This window comes from Tabrizicola sp. T46 (assembly GCF_057219895.1).
Window position 1 is genome coordinate 804931 of the sequence record NZ_JBXVVV010000002.1, and the last position, 16707, is coordinate 821637.

20 protein-coding genes and 1 other RNA gene are annotated in these 16707 nt (G+C 65.8%); 8 read left to right on the plus strand and 13 right to left on the minus strand.

What is annotated here, in order from left to right; all coding sequences use genetic code 11:
* Nucleotides 1-21: 21 nt before the first annotated feature.
* Nucleotides 22-1107, minus strand: coding sequence for a PA0069 family radical SAM protein (locus tag AC2D9V_RS11625; protein ID WP_484714229.1), 1086 nt, complete (start codon nucleotides 1105-1107; stop codon nucleotides 22-24).
* A 160-nt stretch (nucleotides 1108-1267) separates the two neighbouring features.
* Between AC2D9V_RS11625 and AC2D9V_RS11630 the strand changes: the two genes are divergently transcribed.
* The 3 genes from AC2D9V_RS11630 to AC2D9V_RS11640 all read left to right on the plus strand — a co-directional run bounded on the left by AC2D9V_RS11630 (nucleotide 1268) and on the right by AC2D9V_RS11640 (nucleotide 2862).
* Nucleotides 1268-1966: a corrinoid protein gene (locus AC2D9V_RS11630; protein WP_484714230.1), complete on the plus strand. Its 699-nt coding sequence runs from the start codon at nucleotides 1268-1270 to the stop codon at nucleotides 1964-1966.
* An 88-nt stretch (nucleotides 1967-2054) separates the two neighbouring features.
* Entirely contained in the window at nucleotides 2055-2213 is a 159-nt protein-coding gene (locus tag AC2D9V_RS11635; RefSeq protein ID WP_484714231.1) for a hypothetical protein, read from the plus strand.
* A gap of 13 nt (nucleotides 2214-2226) precedes the next feature.
* Entirely contained in the window at nucleotides 2227-2862 is a 636-nt protein-coding gene (locus tag AC2D9V_RS11640; protein WP_484714232.1) for a DUF1638 domain-containing protein, read from the plus strand.
* Here the strand turns inward: AC2D9V_RS11640 and AC2D9V_RS11645 are convergent.
* From AC2D9V_RS11645 to AC2D9V_RS11690, 10 genes are all read right to left on the minus strand, one after another.
* A complete protein-coding gene (locus tag AC2D9V_RS11645) occupies nucleotides 2841-3065 on the minus strand; it encodes a ribbon-helix-helix domain-containing protein (protein WP_484714233.1) in 225 nt (74 codons plus the stop codon). The two genes, AC2D9V_RS11640 and AC2D9V_RS11645, sit on opposite strands and share 22 nt — an antisense overlap.
* Before the next feature lie 101 nt (nucleotides 3066-3166).
* A complete protein-coding gene (locus tag AC2D9V_RS11650; protein ID WP_484714234.1) occupies nucleotides 3167-3397 on the minus strand; it encodes an N-(5'-phosphoribosyl)anthranilate isomerase in 231 nt (76 codons plus the stop codon).
* Between the two features lie 47 nt (nucleotides 3398-3444).
* The gene (locus AC2D9V_RS11655) at nucleotides 3445-3624 is read right to left on the minus strand and encodes a DUF4169 family protein (protein WP_484714235.1); all 180 of its coding nucleotides are present in this window, start codon (nucleotides 3622-3624) and stop codon (nucleotides 3445-3447) included.
* On the minus strand, nucleotides 3624-5018 hold the full coding sequence (fumC, locus tag AC2D9V_RS11660; RefSeq protein ID WP_484714236.1) for a class II fumarate hydratase: 1395 nt from the start codon (nucleotides 5016-5018) through the stop codon (nucleotides 3624-3626). Before fumC ends, AC2D9V_RS11655 begins: the two co-directional genes overlap by 1 nt.
* Nucleotides 5019-5118: 100 nt before the next feature.
* Nucleotides 5119-5673 carry a class I SAM-dependent methyltransferase gene (locus AC2D9V_RS11665; protein ID WP_484714237.1) on the minus strand — a complete coding sequence of 185 codons (555 nt, stop codon included), beginning with the start codon at nucleotides 5671-5673 and terminating at the stop codon, nucleotides 5119-5121.
* A 3-nt stretch (nucleotides 5674-5676) separates the two neighbouring features.
* Nucleotides 5677-6135 (minus strand): SspB family protein, encoded by a 459-nt coding sequence (locus tag AC2D9V_RS11670; protein WP_484714238.1) that lies wholly within the window; start codon nucleotides 6133-6135, stop codon nucleotides 5677-5679.
* An 84-nt stretch (nucleotides 6136-6219) separates the two neighbouring features.
* Nucleotides 6220-7476: a chromate efflux transporter gene (gene chrA, locus AC2D9V_RS11675; protein ID WP_484714239.1), complete on the minus strand. Its 1257-nt coding sequence runs from the start codon at nucleotides 7474-7476 to the stop codon at nucleotides 6220-6222.
* Nucleotides 7477-7578: 102 nt separating this feature from the next.
* The gene (locus AC2D9V_RS11680) at nucleotides 7579-8229 is read right to left on the minus strand and encodes a DUF1194 domain-containing protein (RefSeq protein WP_484714240.1); all 651 of its coding nucleotides are present in this window, start codon (nucleotides 8227-8229) and stop codon (nucleotides 7579-7581) included.
* A 45-nt stretch (nucleotides 8230-8274) separates the two neighbouring features.
* Nucleotides 8275-8628, minus strand: a transfer-messenger RNA (tmRNA) gene (ssrA, locus tag AC2D9V_RS11685).
* A gap of 102 nt (nucleotides 8629-8730) precedes the next feature.
* On the minus strand, nucleotides 8731-9651 hold the full coding sequence (locus tag AC2D9V_RS11690) for a LysR family transcriptional regulator (RefSeq protein ID WP_484714241.1): 921 nt from the start codon (nucleotides 9649-9651) through the stop codon (nucleotides 8731-8733).
* A 74-nt stretch (nucleotides 9652-9725) separates the two neighbouring features.
* Between AC2D9V_RS11690 and AC2D9V_RS11695 the strand changes: the two genes are divergently transcribed.
* Genes AC2D9V_RS11695 through AC2D9V_RS11710 form a run of 4 tightly spaced genes read left to right on the plus strand, consistent with a single transcriptional unit; the run spans nucleotide 9726 to nucleotide 12114 of the window.
* Nucleotides 9726-10361, plus strand: coding sequence for an NADPH-dependent F420 reductase (locus AC2D9V_RS11695; RefSeq protein ID WP_484714242.1), 636 nt, complete (start codon nucleotides 9726-9728; stop codon nucleotides 10359-10361).
* A gap of 10 nt (nucleotides 10362-10371) precedes the next feature.
* Nucleotides 10372-10749, plus strand: coding sequence for a GFA family protein (locus AC2D9V_RS11700; protein ID WP_484714243.1), 378 nt, complete (start codon nucleotides 10372-10374; stop codon nucleotides 10747-10749).
* 60 nt (nucleotides 10750-10809) lie between these two features.
* Nucleotides 10810-11364 carry an antibiotic biosynthesis monooxygenase gene (locus AC2D9V_RS11705; RefSeq protein WP_484714244.1) on the plus strand — a complete coding sequence of 185 codons (555 nt, stop codon included), beginning with the start codon at nucleotides 10810-10812 and terminating at the stop codon, nucleotides 11362-11364.
* A gap of 12 nt (nucleotides 11365-11376) precedes the next feature.
* Nucleotides 11377-12114, plus strand: coding sequence for a type 1 glutamine amidotransferase domain-containing protein (locus AC2D9V_RS11710; RefSeq protein WP_484714245.1), 738 nt, complete (start codon nucleotides 11377-11379; stop codon nucleotides 12112-12114).
* On the opposite strand, the gene AC2D9V_RS11715 is transcribed toward AC2D9V_RS11710, so the two are convergent.
* Together AC2D9V_RS11715 and AC2D9V_RS11720 are read right to left on the minus strand one after the other, a co-directional pair.
* Nucleotides 12111-13697, minus strand: a complete 1587-nt coding sequence (locus AC2D9V_RS11715) for a cation:proton antiporter domain-containing protein (protein WP_484714246.1) — start codon at nucleotides 13695-13697, stop codon at nucleotides 12111-12113. The genes AC2D9V_RS11710 and AC2D9V_RS11715 overlap by 4 nt on opposite strands.
* A 131-nt stretch (nucleotides 13698-13828) precedes the next feature.
* Nucleotides 13829-14875, minus strand: a complete 1047-nt coding sequence (locus AC2D9V_RS11720) for an ABC transporter substrate-binding protein (RefSeq protein WP_484714247.1) — start codon at nucleotides 14873-14875, stop codon at nucleotides 13829-13831.
* Nucleotides 14876-15355: 480 nt separating this feature from the next.
* Here AC2D9V_RS11720 and AC2D9V_RS11725 point away from each other — a divergent pair, with 480 nt between their 5' ends.
* Nucleotides 15356-16582: an aminotransferase class V-fold PLP-dependent enzyme gene (locus tag AC2D9V_RS11725; RefSeq protein WP_484714492.1), complete on the plus strand. Its 1227-nt coding sequence runs from the start codon at nucleotides 15356-15358 to the stop codon at nucleotides 16580-16582.
* Nucleotides 16583-16707: the final 125 nt, after the last annotated feature.

The following is a 16707-nucleotide window of genomic DNA, read 5'->3' on the forward strand; positions in this document are numbered from 1 at the left end:
GCCCTTAAGCGGCAGCTCCGTTCAGAAGAGAGCGAGTTGGTCCCCGGCCCGTGGTGGCGGTTGGAAAAGGTCGGTCCGCAGGGGCGGCAGGCCGCTGTCCAGCCCAAGCCGCCTGCGTGCCAGATCGGCGCGCTTGCGGATGAGGTCAGCCCAGAGGCCCTGACCGGTCATCCTGATGCCGAACGTGGGATCGTAATCCTTCCCGCCATGCAGCTCTCGCACCCGGCCCATCACCCGGGTGGCGCGGTCGGGGAAGGTGGCTTCCACCCAGTCGCGGAAAAGCTGCGCCACTTCCAGCGGCAGGCGGAGCGGGATCGAGGTCGCATGGGTCGCACCGGCCCCGGCAGCTGCTTCGAGCACCGCTTCAAGCTCGTGATCGGTCAGCGCCGGGATAAGCGGCGAGACCTGGACCCGCACCGGGATGCCCGCCGCCGTCAGCGCCCGGATCACCGCCAGCCGCCGCTGCGGGCTTGGCGCGCGGGGTTCCATCTTGCGGGCCAGCGTGGGGTCGAGCGTGGTGACCGAGATGCTGACCGAGGCCAGCCGACGGGCCGCCATGGCGGCAATGAGGTCGATGTCCCGTTCGATCAGCGTGCCGCGCGTGGTGATCCAGACCGGATGGCTGAAATCGTGCAGGACCTGCAGGACCTGCCGCATCAACCCGTGTTCCGCGTCGACCGGCTGGTAGGGGTCGGTGTTCGTTCCGATCGCGACGGGCGCAACCTTGTAGGACTTCCGCCCAAGTTCGGTCGCCAGCACTTCGGCGATCCCGGGCCGCGCGATCAGCCGCGTTTCGAAATCAAGGCCGGGCGAGAGGTTCAGGAAGGCGTGGCTGGGCCGGGCATAGCAGTAGATGCAGCCGTGTTCGCAGCCCCGGTAGGGGTTGATCGAGCGGTCGAAGGGCAGGTCGGGCGAACGCTGGTAGGTCAGTGCAGATCGGGGCCGTTCAAGGCGCGTTTCGGTCCGGACGACCTGTTCGTCTTCCGCGATGTCCCAGCCGTCGTCGTAAGCCTCGCGCCCGGTCGCCTCGAACCGGCCGGCGCGGTTGCTTTGCGCGCCCCGTCCGCGCAGGCGCTGGCCGGGAAGGATGCTGCTGCCTTGCGTCATGGCGAAAGACTAGAACATTAATGGAACATGCGCCACAGCTTTTCCATGCGCGACCACTTTCTGTCGGCTTTCATCCGGTGTATGTCGTTTGCCGAATAGTGGACTGGTCGCTTTGCGACCATGCAGTCTGGCAAGACCTTTTCGCTTTTGGAGCGCCCCCATGGCCGACGACGACGAGATCATCCTGTCCGAACTGTCGGATGACGAGCTTGTCCTGCAGATGCATGACGACCTTTACGACGGTCTCAAGGAAGAGATCGAAGAAGGCGTCAACATCCTGATCGAGCGCGGCTGGACACCCTATGACGTGCTGACCAAGGCGCTGGTTGCCGGCATGACGATCGTCGGAGCCGACTTCCGTGACGGCATCCTCTTCGTGCCCGAGGTGCTTCTGGCGGCAAACGCGATGAAGGCAGGGATGGCGATCCTTAAGCCGCTCCTCGTCGAAACCGGCGCGCCGCGCATGGGCAAGATGGTGATCGGCACGGTGAAGGGCGACATCCACGACATCGGCAAGAACCTTGTCGCGATGATGATGGAAGGTGCCGGGTTCGAGGTGCGCGATCTGGGGATCAACAACTCGGTCGAGAAGTACATCGAGGCGCTGGAAGCCGAAAAGCCCGATATCCTTGGCATGTCGGCGCTGCTGACCACGACGATGCCCTACATGAAGGTCGTGATCGACACGATGAAGGAAAAGGGCATGCGCGAGGATTACATCGTGCTGGTCGGTGGAGCGCCCCTGAACGAAGAATTCGGCAAGGCCATCGGGGCCGACGCCTATTGCCGCGATGCTGCCGTGGCCGTCGAGACTGCGAAGCAGTTCGTCGCCCGCAAGCACAACCAGCTGAGCGCCTGATCCGCGCACGCGGAGGTGATCGTTGTGATCCTGCCGGGTCTTGCGCAAAGCCCCGGCAAGGCACATGCTAAGGTTCGGGAGGCAAATGATGCCCTTGACTCATTTCCTTGGCCTGATCGCGCTGGTGATCTTCGCAGCGGGCCTGACGCTTTGGCTGGCCTTCTGGACGGGCGTGCCCCTTGTCGCGCTTGGCTTTGCAGCCCTGTCGGCCAGTGTGATCCTGACCTGGACCCGCGTGAGCCGCTGATCCGGTCGCCCCGATGGATGACCTGACCCTCAGCGAGACCGGCCTTGCCCCGGCGCGCGCCGGACGGATCCTGCTGATCGCCTGCGGGGCGCTGGCGCATGAGATTCTGGCGCTGAAGGCCGCGAATGGCTGGGACCATCTGGACCTGCAATGCCTGCCGGCAAAGCTGCACCTCTGGCCCGACCGGATCACCCCCGCGGTCGAGGAAGCGGTCAAGGCGGCGCGGGGCGGCTATGACAGCGTCTTCGTCGTCTACGCCGATTGCGGGACCGGGGGGATGTTGAAGGCGGCCTGCGACCGGCTGGGGGTCGAGATGGTCGAAGGCCCGCATTGCTATGCCTTCTTCGAGGGAAACGCCGCCTTCGCCGCCCATGCCGAAACCGAGTTCACCGCCTTCTACCTGACCGATTTCCTTGTGCGCCAGTTCGACGCCTTTGTCTGGCGGCCGATGGGCCTCGACCGGCACCCCGAGCTGAGGGACATGTATTTCGGCAATTACACCAAGCTTGTATACCAGGCGCAGGTGGATGACCCGGCGCTGGACGCCAAGGCCAGGGAATGTGCGGCGCGGCTGGGTCTGGAGTATGAGCGGCGGTTTACCGGTTACGGCGACCTTGCCACAGCCCTTCAGCGGGCCGCCGCGCGGTAGTGTTCCAGGATGAAGACGCGGATTGCCGAGGCAAGGCCTGCGTCGCCGTGGCGCGCATCGTCGATCTCTGCGGCAAGCTGGTTGAGAGGGACGCCACGGTCGGCCGCGATCTGGCAGAAGGCCTCCCAGAACTCCGGCTCCAGCGAGATGCTGGTGCGGTGGCCGTGCAGCGTAAGAGAGTGCTTGGCGGGGCGGGTGCTCATCGGGGTTTCTTAGCGCAACGGCCGGGCCTGTCACCGGAATTTTCGAAAATTCCGGCACGGACCCTTCAAAGGGTCCGATACGATTTCTTTGAAGAAATCGTTCAGGCGACCCGGCGGATCGGTTCGCGGTTGCAGAAGATGACGAACTGTCCGGCATTCTCCACGACCGGGAAGCCGCGTCGCTTCATTTCGTCAAGGAACGGCACCCGACCGACGTAGCGTTCGACGTCGCGCACTTTTCGGCGGATGACCCCCCCTTCCCGTGCCGCTTGCGATGCGAAGAGATGAGAGATCCATTGATCAGCGGACAGGTATTCCGGCATCACGGTCATCGGCGCACCTCCTCCCGCAACCCTGCCAAGCCTAGGTTAACGGCAGGTTACTCCGTCTCGCGCTTGTGCGCGTCGAGCTTTTGCGCGGCTCGGTCTGCCCGCGCCTTCTCCAACTCCCGCTCCGCCTTCGTCCGCCCGTGCTTCGCGGCATTGGCGTCGGCCTGCATACGGGCGGCCTTGCGGGCCGCCTGCTTCCTTGCCATGCGCAGGTTGACGATCTCGGCCATCAGCCTTTCGGGCCGACCATGTCTTCGGGGCGGACCACGCGGTCGAAGGTTTCGCCATCGACAAAGCCAAGCGCGATCGCCTCTTCCCGCAGGGTCGTGCCGTTCTTGTGCGCGGTCTTGGCAACCTTGGTCGCGTTGTCATAGCCGATGGTCGGTGCCAGCGCCGTCACCAGCATCAGGCTTTCCTTCATCAGCTTGTCGATCCGCGCCACGTTCGCCTGGGTGCCCACGACCATGTTGTCGGTGAAGCTCGATGCCGCATCCCCCAGAAGCTGGATCGACTGCAGCACGTTGTAGGCCATCATCGGGTTGTAGACGTTCAGCTCGAAATGGCCCTGGCTGCCGGCAAAGCCCACGGCGGCGTCGTTCCCCATGACATGCGCGCAGACCATGGTCAGTGCTTCGGCCTGGGTCGGGTTCACCTTGCCGGGCATGATCGAGCTGCCGGGTTCGTTCTCGGGCAGGATCAGCTCGCCCAGGCCCGAGCGGGGGCCGGAGCCCAGAAGCCGCAGGTCGTTGGCGATCTTGAAAAGGCTTGCCGCAACGGTCTTCAGCGCACCCGAGAACATCACCATCGCGTCGTGGGCGGCCAGCGCCTCGAACTTGTTCGGCGCGGTGACGAAGGGCAGGCCGGTGATCGCGGCGATCTCAGCGGCCACACGGGTGTCAAACCCGACGCGGGTGTTCAGGCCTGTGCCAACGGCGGTGCCGCCCTGGGCCAGCTCGTAGATGTCGGGCAGGCACAGCTTCACCCGCGCGATTCCCTTGTCGACCTGGGTGGCGTAGCCGCTGAATTCCTGGCCCAGCGTCAGGGGCGTTGCATCCTGGGTATGGGTGCGGCCGATCTTGATGATGTCCTTGAATTCGGCCGACTTTGCCCAGAGCGCCTTTGCCAGCTTTTCCAGGCCCGGCAGCAGCACATCGCGCGTATGCATCCCAATGGCGACGTGCATCGCGGTGGGGAAGGTGTCGTTCGAGGACTGGCCCATGTTCACATGGTCATTCGGATGAACCGGCTTTTTCGACCCCATCACGCCGCCCAGCATCTCGATCGCGCGGTTCGAGATCACCTCGTTCGCGTTCATGTTCGACTGGGTGCCTGATCCGGTCTGCCAGACGACCAGCGGGAAGTTGTCGTCGAACTTGCCCGCAACGACCTCGGCCGCCGCCGCTGCGATGGCCTTGCCGAGGACCGGGTCAAGGTCACCCTGCGCCATGTTGACGGCGGCGCAGGCCTGCTTGATCACGCCCAGGGCGCGGATGATCGGGACCGGCTGGCGTTCCCAGCCAATCGGGAAATTGATGATCGACCGCTGGGTCTGCGCGCCCCAATACTTGTGGCTCGGAACCTCCAGCGGGCCAAAGCTGTCGGTCTCGGTACGGGTTGCGGTCATCGGTGCCTCCTCAGCCAAGCTCTTCTCGCGTCCCATAGCGCCAGAGGCACGCAAAAGCAATCCGGCATGCAATGGTATACCGAGATCGGACGTTGGAAGGTCAGGCCCTGCGAAACCGGTAGACCGTGGCCGGCGGCAGGTTCGCCCAGACCTTGTGCCCCTTGTTCACGGTCAGCCCCTGGGCGGCGATAGTCTCAGGTGGCAAGGGGGGACGTGGCCCGTAGGTGAACTGCACAAAGCGGCCTCTTGGGGCGAGGATTCGGAAGGCGGCATCGATGATCCCCTCACGCACCTCGGGCGGCATCGAAAGGAGGGGCAGTCCAGAGACCACGGTGCCGACCGGACCACCGACAAGGTCCACCGCCTCTTGCGCCGGGCGCTGATGGACCGTCACCCCGGGGAACCGGGCGCGAAGATGCTCCACGAACTCCTCGTCCAGCTCGAAAAGGGTCAGATCCTCGGGCCGGACGCCGCGCGCCAGGATCGCTTCGGTAAACCGACCGGTGCCTGGCCCGAATTCCACGACCTTGCCGCTTTTCGGCCCCAGCCCCAGCGTCATCGCGCGCGCCAGGGTGCGCGAGGACGGGGCGATGGCCGAAACCTGCCGGGGGTTGCGCAAGAGACGGCGCCGGAACAGCGCCAGATCGTCGGTCAAGATTCAGCTCTTGCGGAACTGGTCAAGCGAGACGATCTGCGCATCCTGCCGGGGCGCTTCCTCGACCTCGACCTCGATTTCGCGCTCGTCCTCCTCGTCCTCGTTGGCTTCCTGCGTCTCGAAACGCAGGCCGAATTCCACCGAAGGATCGACGAAGGTGCGGATGGCGTCGAAGGGGATCAGCATCGGCTCGGGGTTGTTGCCGAAGTTGAGCGTCACACCGAACCCTTCACTGGTGACCGTCAGGTTTTCGTACCAGTGCTGGATGACCACCGTCATTTCAGTGGGATAGCGCTCGCGCAGCCAGTCGGCCAGTTCGACGCCCGGGTATGTCGTGTCGAAGGTGATGAAGAAATGGTGCGCGCCAGGCAGGCCATTCTCTGCGACGTCGGTCAGAACGGTCTGGATCAGACCCCGCATCGCACGGTGCATCAATGTGCCGTAGTCGATGGAACGCGCCATCCGAAGCCCTTTCCTGAATGTCACTACCATAGGGGATTCGATGTCCAAGGGAAGGGCCGGTCGGCGCAAAAGAGGGCCGACAGATCAGAGAAGCGCGGCCAGGCCGGAAGCTGCCGCCGAAAGCGCCAGCACCCAGAGAAGTGGCCAGTGCCGGAAAAGAAGGGCCACCGCCGCGCCGATGGCGATCAGGGTCGGCACAGGACGCAGGCTTGTCAGGTCTGGCCACATCAGGTGCAGCGGTCCCAAGGTGACCTCGGGGACCGAGGCAAAAAGGACATGCAGCGCGAACCAGAGCGACAGGTTGGCGATGACACCCACCACTGCCGCCGTGATCGCGGCAAGGGCCCCCGAGAGGCGCGGCATGTGGGTCAGCCGGTCGATGAAGGGTGCGCCGCTGAAGATGAAGAGGAACGAGGGGATGAAAGTCATCCAGAGCGCGATCAGTGCCCCGAGGAGGCCCAGGGTCACACCCCCCACCTGATGTGCCGCCATGAAGCCGACGAACTGGTTCACCAGGATCAGCGGCCCGGGCGTCGTTTCGGCCAGGCCCAGCCCGTCCATCATCTGGGTGAGCGTCAGCCAGCCCTTGTCCTCCACCACCTCCTGCGCCATCCAGGCAAGGACCGCATAGGCGCCGCCGAAGGTCAGGACCGCGAGCTTCGAGAAGAAGAGGCCGATCTCGGCGAGACGTCCGGGCGCAATGGCGACCAGAAGGGCCAGCGGGGCAAGCCAGATCGCCAGCCACACCGCGCCCGCCTTCAGCGACCGGGCAAGGGCCGCGGGCGGGGCAGGGGCCGCGGGGTCCCGTGCGGAGGCAGGGGTCCGGATGAAGCCCCAGATTGCCGCCGTCAGGATGACCAGGGGAAACGGCAGTTTGAAAAAGAAAAGGGCCGCGAAGGCCGCGATGGCGATCAGATAGGCCTCCCGCGTCTTCAGGGAGCGCTTCGAGACCCGGATCAGCGCCTCGATAACGATGGCGATGACGGCGGCCTGAATGCCGGTGAACAGGGCCGCGACCAGGGGCACGTCGCCAAGGGTGGCATAAAGGACGCTGAGGGCAAGGACGACAGCCGCACCCGGCAGCACGAACAGACCCCCGGCGATCAGCCCGCCTGTTACTCCGTGCAGCCGCCAGCCGATCCAGGTGGCAAGCTGCATCGCCTCGGGCCCCGGCAGAAGCATGCAGAATGAAAGGGCCCGCAGGTAATCGGCTTCACCCACCCATTTCTTTTCATCCATGATCACCCGGTGCATCAGCGCGATCTGCGCTGCGGGTCCTCCGAAGGAGAGGCAGCCGATGCCGGCAAAAGTGCGGGTCAGTTCGGACAGGGTGGGGGTCACGCCGGGCGGCCTATCGTCAGTGTTCGCCCTTGATGCCCGGTCGGGAACCGGGGGTAAAGGGTCGCGCCGGCAAAGCAGGGCTTCATGACAAGGGCGTGACAGTCAGCCGATGGGCTCGGCAAGTTCCCGCAGGAGCTTCAGTCGCAGGGTCTCGGCATAGTCCTCCAGACCGCGGGCGGTGACGACGAAGCCGCCCCGGGTGATGACCCAGGCGCGGTAGTAGCTGGTCACGGGGAAGGCGGGGCCGGGTTCCTCGATCGCGATGGCGTTCACGGTGACCCCGTCTGCCTGAGCCGCGGCGCGGGCCTCGGCATCGGTGAAGCCCGCATTTTCCTGCCCGTCGCCCGAGATGTCGACGACGCGCCGCCGGCAGTCTGGGACGGCGGCGAACCTGTCGAGAGCGAAGGCAAGGCCCTGGCCGACGGCGGTGTCCGACCCCTTAAAGGCCCGCGGCATCGCGGCGGCGCGAGTGGCGAAGGCGGCGACCGCCCCGGGCGTCAGCATCCGCTGCCAGTCGAGGGTCACGGCCTGCTGGCCGGGGCCGGACCATTGCACGACCGAAAGCGCGACTTGCCCGTTGACAAGCGCCTCGGCCACGGCGGGATCGGAGAGGGCGAAGGCCAGCCCTTCGGCCTGCAGGCGATAGTCGGCTGCATCGATCGAGCCCGAGACATCGATTGACAGGACCAGCGCCGTCTCGCAGGCCATGGCCGGGAGGACCGTCAGGCAGGAAAGGGCCAGCGCGCGCAGCATCCCCTGACGATGGGGCTGCGGGCGGGGTCTGGCAAGGGGTGGGAAGGTGCAGGTTTCTGTTGCCAGGTACCTGCGAACCCCGCCCTGCGCGGCTAAGCGCAGGGACTTAGTTTTGGTATTGCGAGCCGCTTACGCGGCCAGCGCCACCGGAGCACGGTTGTCGTTGGCAACTGTGATCATGGACCGATAACGGTGGTACCTCACCGAGCGAAAGCTGGCCTCTTTGGTCGTTCGTCGATCCTATTTCGGCCCCCTCCTCCCGCAACGAACGGGGTGATGGTGGAGCCGCCGGGTACCGCCCCCGGGTCCGAGCCGATTATTACAGGTGCGTTTATCGCCATAGTCGGAGTTGCCCCCGACAGATCCAATATAGGGGTGCGGGACGGGGGGCGCAAGGGAGGTTGCGGGTATCTGACCACAGTGGTCAAGATTGCATTACATAATGAAATCAATGCTTTGGTCTTGGACATTTACTTCTTCTTAACCCGACGACCCGGCCAGTCACGAGGGTTCTGCCGGCCTTGCCTGTTCCACCAGCCAACGCCGGCGGGGATCCTGGTCGTTACGGCGGTGCCAGTAGGCCGAGACGTCGAAGGGCCGCAGCGAAAGGGGCGGCCGGGCGGTGACAAGGCCAAAGCCGGGGGCAAAGGCCCGGGCGATGCGCGCCGGAAGGGTGACCAGCGCGCCGGAGGCCCGCACGGCGGCAAGCGCGGGCAGAAAGGCCGGCAGGCCGAGCGCCACGCGGCGCCGTTCGCCGAGGCGCGCAAGCTCGGCATCGACGATGCCGGTCAGATCGCCCCCCGGCGCGACAAGCACATGGCTGGCGGCCGTATAGGCTTTCAGGCTGAGATCGGGTGCATCGGGCAGCGCGGCCGGCAATCCGGCCACGAGATAGGTCTCACTGTAAAGGGCCGTGGCCGAGATGACCTCGGGGCGGTCCGGCAGAAGGCCGAAGAAGAGGTCTATCCTGCCTTCGATCAGTGCATCCACGGCCTGCAGCCGTGTCAGCGGCAGGACGGACATCGTGAGACCGGGGGCCTCGTTGCGAAGCTGCGCGGCAAGGGCCGGAATGAGCCAAGCCTGTTCGCTGTCGAGGGCAGCGATACGGACCACACCGGTCGCCGCGGAGGGATCGAAGGCGCGGGTCTGGCCAAGGGCCCCGCGCAACGCCTCGACCGCCGAGGATATCGGGGCTTCGAGGGCAAGGGCCGTCGCCGTCGGCTCCATCCCGTGGGGGCGGCGCAGGAAGAGAGGGTCGCCCAGCACGTCGCGCAGACGCCGGAGAGCCTGGCTGATGGCGGATTGGGTCAGGCCGAGTTCGCTGGCGACATCCACGGCCTTCCGGTGCCGCAGGAGCCCGAGGAAGACCAGCAACAGGGTGAGGTCCAGCCGGCGAAGTTGAGTGTGACTTAAGTCAGACATGATACCAATTCGTTTCTGTTTCTTTCAGGCCTTGCATATCTTCCGGGGCAAGAGTGAAGCAAGGGGCAAGTCGGATGCGGATCGCGATCATCGGGGCGGGGAATGTCGGGATGGCGCTGGCGCGAGGATTGGCCGGAAAAGGGCATCATCTGACGCTGGGTGTGCGGGACCCAGGCAAGGCCGAAGTGCAGGCGCTGGCGTCGGCTTCGGGGGCGGTGCTCGCGCAGCCGGCAGAGGCTGTAGAGGCGGCCGAGGTCGTGGTGCTGGCCTTGCCATGGCGTGTGGCCGAAGGCGCGGTCGCGGCATTGGGCGATCTTTCGGGCAAGTTGGTGATCGACTGCATGAACCCGCTGGGCATGATCGACGGCGCGCTTGGGCTTGTCGTTGGCCATACGACGAGCGGCGCAGAGATCCTTCAGGGATGGCTGCCCGAAGCCCGCGTCGTGAAGACGCTGAACCAGGTCGGCGCCGAGATCATGGCGCGGAACGACCATCTGCCGCACCGCCCGGTGCAGTTCGTCGCGGGCGATGACCAGTCGGCGAAGGACAAGGCGATGAGGCTGCTGGCGGACCTTGGGTTCGAGGCGCTGGACGCGGGCGGTCTGCGTCAGGCGCGCATCCTGGAGCCGCTGGCGCTGGTCTGGATCAATCAGGCCGTCGCGCGCGGCAAGGGGCGCAACTGGGCCCTTGCGGCCGTATCGGGAACATGAGGAGGAGAGTATGAGCGACAAGCTGCACGCGTCCTGCCATTGCGGCAAGGTGCAGGTGACATTCCCCGCAACCGCGGCCGGAGTGCTGGCCTGCCATTGCGGCGATTGCCAGAAGATGCATGGGAATTTCAATGCCTTCCTGGCTGTTCCTCAAGGCGATGTTGAAATGGCGGGAGGTGAAGTCCTGGTCTGGTACCAGTCCTCGGACGCCGCGCGGCGGGCCTTCTGCGGCACCTGTGGCGGGCGCGTCCTGAAGGAGGTCACGGCGGCGGGGCGCTGGCTGATCTCGGCCGGGCTGGTCGACGGGCCGACCGGCAAGCGGATCATGAAGAACCTGTGGTCCGAGGCGAAACCCGACTGGTACGACCTGCCTGTGACCGCCCCGTAAGCGGGTTTTCCGAGCGTGTAGCAAATGACCGGGCGCGGCCCGGAGCGGGAGAGATTTGCCATGACTGACCCCGTCACCATCCTGGTGCGCCGCCGGGTGAAGCCCGGGCAGGAGGCGGCCTATGAGGCCTGGCTGACCCGGTTGACCGAGGGCGTGGGGCGGGAGTTCCCGAGCTATCTCGGGGCCGAGTTCCATCGACCGGGCGGAACCGGTGGCGAGTATCGCAGCGTCTTCCGGTTCGAGAGCCTTGAGGCGCTGGAGCGGTTCGAGGCGTCGGAGTTTCGTGCGCGGATGCTTGCGGAGGCAGCACCGCTGTTCTCTGCCGACGCAGCCTGGGAACGGCTGACGGGGCTGGAGTTCTGGTTCGACCCGCCGCCGGGGACGAAGGTCCCGCAGCCCTCGCCCCACCGGATGGCACTGGTGCTGGTGGCGGTGGTGTTCGTCCTGGTCATGCTGTTGACCCTGGCACTGGGGCCCTTGCTGGCGGGCTGGCCGCTGGCCCTGCGCGTCCTTGTGATGGTGGCGATCCAGGTCGGTCTGATGAGCTATCTCATCATGCCGCGCCTCACGCCGCGCATCGCCCGCTTCATCTATCCGAAATCCGTAACCCGTTGAAAGGAAACCTCCATGTCAGGCAACATCGACGTCCACAGCAAGAAACGCGTGCTGATGATTGCGGCCAATCCGGGCGTGTCGCCCATAACGGGCTGGCCGATCGGTTTCTGGTGGGCGGAACTGACCCATCCCTACTGGGCCTTCGTCGAGGCGGGGTATGAGGTCGATATCGTGAGCCCGATGGGCGGGGATCTGATGGCCGACGGCTATTCAGATCCTGAGGACCCGAGCGGATATTCCGCGGCGGACATCCTGTCGCTGGGGTTCAAGAAATCGCCGGTCCATGCGGCGATGCTGAGTGGGACCAAGGCAATCAAGGACGTCGACCTGGCGGGTTATGACGCGATCTTTGTTGCGGGGGGGCAGTCGCCGATGGTGACGATGGTCGACGATACGGCCCTGCACGCTTTCGTTGCGCGGGCCTATGAGGCGGGGAAGGTGGTGGCGATCGTCTGCCATGGGACCTGCGTGCTCTTGAAGACGCGGCTTTCGACCGGGGAGCTTCTGGTCAAGGGAAAGACCTGGACCGGATTCGCCAACAGCGAGGAGGCCTTTGCCGACAGTTTCGTGGGCAAGCGGATCCAGCCGTTCTGGATCGAGGAAGAGGCGCGGAAGATCGAGGGGACGAATTTCATCGTGAACGGCATGTTCAAGGCCTTCGCGGTGCGGGACGGGAACCTGATCACCGGGCAGCAGCAGAACTCGGGCGCCGCAGCGGCGGCGCTGGTGGTGAAGACGCTGGGCCGCTAGTTGCGCTGCTCTGTCCGGGGGGCGTTCGGCGAAAGGGGAAGGCCCATTGCCCGCGCCGCCTGTTCGGCTAGGCCGACGCCGGCCTGGGTCATCGTGAGGTAGGTGTGTGTGGCACCTGCCGACCGCAGCCGGGGCAGGTGATCCTCGTAGAGTGCGTGCGACACGATCGGGCCGTCAAAGCCATGCCGCCGCAGGGCTCGGGCGGCGAATTCCTTGGCCTCGATATTGTCCATCGCCAGGATGACGACCGACAGCGGCCTGAGGTCGAGGCCGCGCCAGAGCCCGGAATCCTCGACATCGGCCAGCATGACGTTGCGACCCGCCTCGACATGGGCCGCGACGCGGTAGCTGTCGGCTTCCAGCCCGACGACGGCTGCGGAAGACTCGGCAAGGTGGTCGTAGGCGGCCGTTCCGGTCCGGCCCATCCCGAGGACAAGGATCCCGGCACCGCCAAGGTCGGACGGCGGTTCGTCCTGGTGCACGCGCCGGGGTTCGAAGCGGCGCAGAAAGGGTTCCAGCCGTTCGAAGAGACGGGGTGCGAGGTGATCGGTGGGGGCGGCGGCGATGAAGGAGAAGCTGACGGCAAGGGCAAGGGGCACCAGCCAGTCGGGAAAGAGCGAGGCCGAGACGATGAGGGCGAATTCGCTGTAGGTGGCAAGGCTGATGGCAGAAAGGAAGGCGGTGCGGGCCCGCAGCCCGAAGCGGACGAGAAGGAGAAAGAAGAGCGCGGCCTTGAAGGGCAGGAGCAGGGTCAGGATCAGGGCAAAGGCGATGCCGTCCCAGCCCGGCAGGCCCGAGAGGCCGATCTGCAGGAAGAAGCCGACAAGGAACAGCTCCTTCAGCCCCCAGAGGGCGTTCGAAAGCTCTTTCGCCCGGGCATGGGTGGAGAGGATCAGGCCCATGACCAGGGCGCCGATCTCGGAACTGAGCCCGACCGCCTTGAACCCGGCCCCGCCGAGGACGAGGGCGAGGAGGAGCCCGGCGAGGACCAGAAGCTCGTCATGGCCGGCAAGGTCGAGCAGGCGGAAGAGCACCGGGCGCAGGAAAGGAAGCGCAAGAATGAGGGCGAGCGCCCAGGGGGTCGGGGTCTGGTCGCCCCAGACGGCGAGGACGACAAGCGCGATGATGTCCTGCACGACCAGGATGCCGATGGCGGTGCGGCCGTAAAGCGTGCCGATGTCCCGCTTCGTCTCCAGCGTCTTGGCCGAGAAGACGGTCGAGGAGAAGGAGAGTGCCACACCTAGGAGGAGTGCGGTCTGCCAGTCGAGCCCGGCCAGAAGGCCAAGCAGTGCCGTGGCCGCTGCCGTGGTGAGAGCCGCGTGGAGGAGGGCGCCGCCAAGCACCTGCGGCTGCGCGATCTGGCCCAGGCGCAGCTTCAGGCCGACCGCGAAGAGAAGAAGCAGAACCCCCAGGTGGGCCACATGTTCAAGGACGGGGCCGGTTTCCTTGGGCAGACCGAGGTGCGGGCCAGCGGCAGCGATCGCGAAGCCCGCAGCAAGAAAGCCGACAAGGGGCGGCAGGCCCACATGCCGCACCGCCAGGCCCATGACGAAGGCAAAGGAGATGCAGACGACTTCGATCACGGGGGGCAGGACCTTGTTGCTGGCCGGTCAAGCCTATGCGGTTGGCGCCACCAGCTGCAACCTTCGCAGGCCCCCGAAACGAAAAAGCGCCCGGGTTTCCCCGGGCGCCCTTCAACAGGTGATGGTCGGCCTCAGAAGCCCGACTTGATCATCTCGAATTCCTCGATCATGCGGTCGCGGAGTTCCGCCGTCGGCGGGCTTTGCACGAAGAGGGTCGTGGTGACCGGGTCGATGAAGGCGGCCTTCATCTGCTCGGCCGAGATCGTGGCCATCGCGGCGTCGTTGGCCGAGGCATAGCCGATCGCGTCGAGCAGCGGCTGGGCAGAGGTATGGGCGAGAAGCGAGTTGATGTGGTCGTAGACCTTGTCCTCGCTGCCCGGGCCGTCCTTCATGTTGACGAAGCCGCAGTACCAGGTGGCGGCGCCTTCAGCCGGCGAACGGTTGAAGCCGACGGGGAAGTTTTCCGACTGCAGGATCGCGACGGGGTCGTTCCACGACCAGGCCACCTGCACCTCGCCCGAGGCCATGAGCTGCGACAATTCCGAAGGGTCAGCCCAGTAGGCGCGGACTTTCGGGTGCACTTCGCGCAGCCAGGCTGCTGCGGCGTCGAACTGTTCGTCGGTCACGTTGTCCCAGGAGGTGACGCCGGTGGCGAGGAAGGCCAGCGACCAGACGTCATCGGTGTTGTCGGGAAGCGAGATGCGGCCGGCGTACTTCTCGTTGTTGAAGACCTGGACGGTCGCCACATCCTCGGCCGGGACGGTCTCGGCGTTGTAGGCGATGGCGGTGTAGGCGTAGTCGGTCGGGATATAGAAAACGCCATCCGCATTGGTGAAGGGGGCGGTCATCCGTTCCGGGATGTTGGCGAATTCCGGGATGCGGCTGATGTCCCAGGGCTCGACCAGGCCCGCTTCCTTGTAGCGCGGCACCGAGGCGGCGCAGGGGTGAACAACGTCGGCCTTGAAGCCGGAGGAGACCTTCTGGAAGGCTTCGTCATCGTCGGCGAAGAAGACGTAGGACGGCTTCTGGCCATGCTTGTCGACATAGGGTTGCAGCATGCCGTCGATCTCCCAGCCGGCCCAGTCGAGCACGGTAAGCTCCGGGTCCGCCGCATGGGCGGCAACGGTAAGCGACAGCACCGAGGCTGCGCTGAGAAGGGTCAGGGAATGGCGGCTCATGGATGCTCCTCTGTTTTGGCGCGGCGTGACACGCCTTTTCTGTTTGCTACGCGTGGTTGAAGCCGGGCATGCCCGGTCAGTGTGCAGAAACTGGTGACGCGTTTGGAAAACGGCAAGGGGGGACCCGACGTCGGGTGCGTCAATTTGTAACAAAATTTCGTCAAATGGCGCGAAAATCGGCGGCTTTCCGGGGCGGAAGGTGCATCAGCCATCGAATCGATTCCGCAGGTGATCGTGCCGCTGACAGACTGACGCGAGGTAAGGTAGGGAACACGGCAGAGCGGCGCCGGGCGGCTTCGACATTGCGCTGCGCCCGTGGCTTGGCTAATCCTGTCGGTGATCGCGGGCGGCACTGACCGCCCGCATCTGGCCGGCGGGAGACATCCGCCGGTCTGGCTGGAAGACCCGCCGCAGCCCGGTTTTCGGCGCCTGCGCGGCGCGTCGCCCGGGGCCTGCGGCCCGAACCAAGGAGCCGCCGCCATGGCGCTTGATCTGGATTTCGTCCGTAGCCAGTTCCCGGCCTTTTCTTCGCCGGTGCTGTCGACCCATGCCTTCTTCGAAAATGCGGGTGGAAGCTATCCCTGCCGTCAGGTGGTGGACCGGCTGACCCGGTTCTATCATGATCGCAAGGTGCAGCCCTATGGGCCCTATCCCGGCGCGCAGGCGGGCGGGGCCGAGATGGACGAGGCACGCAGCCGGCTGGCGGCGATGATGGGTGTGAAGCGCGAGGAGGTGTCCTTCGGCCCCTCGACCAGCGCCAATACCTATGTGCTGGCGCAGGCGGTGCGAAAGTGGCTGGAGGGCACGGGCGGCGCGGTGGTGGTGACCGACCAGGACCACGAGGCGAACTCGGGCGTCTGGCGCCGGCTCGCCGACGAGGGGATCGAGATCCGTGAATGGCAGATCGACCGCGAGACGGGGGCGCTGGAACTGCCGACGCTCGCGGCGCTGCTGGCCGACGGAATGGTGAAGCTGGTGTGCTTTCCGCATTGTTCGAACGTCATTGCCGAGATCAACGACGTGGCCGCGATCTCAGCCATGGCCCGCGATGCCGGCGCGCGGACGGTGGTGGACGGGGTGTCCTACGCGCCGCATGGGTTTCCCGATATCCCGGCGCTGGGGTGCGATGTGTACCTCTTCTCGGCCTACAAGACCTATGGGCCCCATCAGGGGATCATGGTCCTTAGCGAGGCCTTCGGGTTCGAGCTGCCCGGGCAGGCGCATTTCTTCAATCATGGAGTGCTTTACAAGCGGCATACTCCGGCGGGACCGGACCACGCCCAGATCGCGGCCTGTGCGGGGATGGCGGATTACGTGGATGCGCTGGCCGAGCGGCATGGCATTGCGGGCGATCCGGCGGCGCGGAACCGGGGGGTGCACGACCTGATGCGGGCGCAGGAGGTGGCGGTGATCCGGCCGCTGCTGGACTACCTCGGCCAGCGGAACGATGTGCGCCTCCTTGGCCCCCGCGATGCGGGGCGCCGGGCTCCGACCGTGGCGGTGGACCTTGGCCGCGTGGCCGAGCCGGTGTCGGAAGAGCTTGGGCGCAACGGGATCGCCTGCTGGGCAGGTGATTTCTACGCTGTCCGACCCCTGCAGGCGCTTGGGATCGACCTGGAAAAGGGGGTCCTCCGGATGTCGGCAGTGCATTACACCAGCGCGGATGAGGTGGCCCAGCTGATCGCCGCGCTGGACCGGGTTCTCTAGCGGCAGCAAGCCGGACGCGCGGTGCCGCGCGACGCCTTTCCTTTCGCCTCTGGTCGTGCAGGCGCGACCAAAGGCGGTACGCGAGGGCATTCTACCCCCGCACCCCCTGAGGATACTTGGGCAGA